This window comes from Streptomyces flavofungini, assembly GCF_041028215.1.
Classification (GTDB): Bacteria; Actinomycetota; Actinomycetes; order Streptomycetales; family Streptomycetaceae; genus Streptomyces; species Streptomyces flavofungini_B.
The window spans coordinates 1-2,197 of the sequence record NZ_JASKYR010001053.1; the positions used below are offsets into that span (position 1 = coordinate 1).

Annotated in this window: 1 protein-coding gene and 1 pseudogene; one reads left to right on the plus strand and one right to left on the minus strand. The window is 74.4% G+C overall.

All coding sequences use genetic code 11. The features are described 5' to 3' along the window. Positions 1-1,103 (minus strand): annotated as a pseudogene (locus AB8Z36_RS38260) (hypothetical protein); the annotation flags it as partial. A gap of 249 nt (positions 1,104-1,352) precedes the next feature. Here AB8Z36_RS38260 and AB8Z36_RS38265 point away from each other — a divergent pair. After that, positions 1,353-1,955, plus strand: a complete 603-nt coding sequence (locus tag AB8Z36_RS38265; RefSeq protein ID WP_369217975.1) for a hypothetical protein — start codon at positions 1,353-1,355, stop codon at positions 1,953-1,955. Positions 1,956-2,197: the final 242 nt, after the last annotated feature.

Here is a 2,197-nt window from a genome sequence, read left to right on the forward strand (position 1 = left end):
GAGACGGGGGCGGCGGGGGAGTCGGGCTCGGCATAGCGCACGACGCGGCGGCCGTCGTGGAAGAGCACGACCGCTTCCCGGCCGACGTCGTCGGCGAACAGGAGCTGGGTGGTCTTCGGGGGCGGTTCGGTGGTGGTGGTCGGCGTGGTGGTGACGCGGGTGCCTTCGGGCGGCTCGGTCCAGGCGGAGAGCGCGCGGGTGATCAGTGCCCGGTCGTCGCTGCGGCCGCCGCGCGCGGGCCAGGCGGTGAAGTCCACCCGTGAGGTGTCGGACCAGGTGCCGGCGGAGGTGCGGAGCAGCGCGTCGGCGTCGATCGCGGCGCGCGAGCCGACGGGGCGTGCGGCGGGCTCCCGGGTGACGGGGCCGACGGTGACGAGCGCCGCGCAGCCCACGGCGGCGACCGCCCCCGCGGTGCACCAGGCGAGCCGGACGCGGCGCCTGCGGCGCAGCAGGTCGGTGGGCCGGGTCTGGACGTGGCAGGCGTCGAACTCCTGCGAGCGCAGCAGGGTCCGCGCGGCGTCGCCGACGGTCTCCTCCAGACGGCAGGCGACGCGCAGCGCCGCCTCCGGGTCGGCCACGTCGGCGGCGGCGAGCAGCTCCACCACCTCCGCGGGCGGCAGACCGTCGAGCCTGCGCAGCACGAACGCCGCGCGGGCGGGCGCCGAGACCTCGGAGAGGATCTGGTTCAGGGCGATCTCCTCGGTGCCGCCCGCGCGCGGGAACAGCCGCAGCCCCCAGACGACGGGAAGCATGGGCCGCAGCTCACGGGGCGGCGGCAGCCGGCGCGGCCAGCCGCGCGGACGGCGCTCATGGGCCAGGGCCGCCCCGAGGACCTTCGCCCGCGCCCAGGCCGCACCCTGCGAGCGGTCACCCGCACGCTGCCGGGGGACCCTCGGCGTCGGCAGACCTATCCGGAAACGGGGCAGGGCGCGCTGCACGAGCGCGTGGGCGATCAGGACCCTGCGGTGCCTGCTGAGGGTCCGGGGGAGGGTGAGGTAGGCGAGGCGCACGAGCCGGGTGTACTGGTCGACGATGGCGGCCTCGGCCTGGTCGACGGCCACGGGCCCCGGCCGTTTGGCCGGGCGCCGCTGAGATGTGCTCATCGGGTCAAGGAACCCTTCCAAGGGCTGACGACGTTGCGTCCTGACGCCTCTCAAACGAGTGAATCGTGCGTTGGTCACAGCCCTGTCGCTGTTGCTGTCCGGTGACATGCGGTACGGAGCTGTGACGTGCGGCAGGGCAACGTACGCGGGCCCCGGCGGGTCGTATGGGGTGTCGGGTCAGAAGGGCGGGGATGTCCGCCCGGACAACGGGGCCGACATGACGACTTGGGGGAAAAGATGAAGACGGACATGCGCGTCAACAGGGGTCTGTTCGCCGGGGCCGCGGCGGTGGTGGCGGCGACCGCCGTGGCGGCGGCGACGGTACCGGCCGCCGCGGCCGGTACGCCCCGTTTCCTGGCGCCCTCGCAGCTTCCGCCGCACGCGACGTCGGCCTGGACCGCGGGGCCGGTCACGGCGGGGCAGCCGGACCCGCTGCCGATGTGTGTCGGCGAGGCGTTCCCTTCCACCTCGGTGCACCGCGTCTACCGCACCGACATGGACGCCACCGCCCTTCAGGTGACGGTCGTCGAGCGCAGTGAGCGGCGGGCCAAGGACTACGCGGCCCTGCTGCGCACGAAGCTCGACGGGTGCGCCAAGAAGGTCATGGCGGAGAACCCCGACATCACCGCCGAGCAGAAGTACTACGGCAAGCTGGACGTCGAGGAGGGCGCGCATGTCTACGGCGTCCACACCAGTGCCTCCTGGGGCGCCTCCGACATCAACATGTTCTCGGTGGGCCGCGACGGCAACACCGTGACGCTCGTGCGGTGGGGCCAGCTGGGTGGTTTCGCCGACGCCCAGGTGGCCGACTTCAAGAAGACCACCGTCACAGCGGTGAACAGGCTGTACTGAGCGGCGCCTGCCGGATCGGTGCGCACACCGGCCCCGGCGTCCTTTCCGGGACTTACTGCCCTGCGGGCAGGGGCCGTTGGTCCTGTCTGGCGCCCGGGGAGCCGGGCGGCGAGGTGGGCGCGGAGCGCGGCGTCCGTGGGGGAGGTGCCCTCGCGGTGCACCACGTAGGCGACGAGCCGCTGGCCGGGGCCGTCGCCGCGTACGGCCGCCGCGGCGACGGCCCCGGCCAGCGGCTCGTCGCC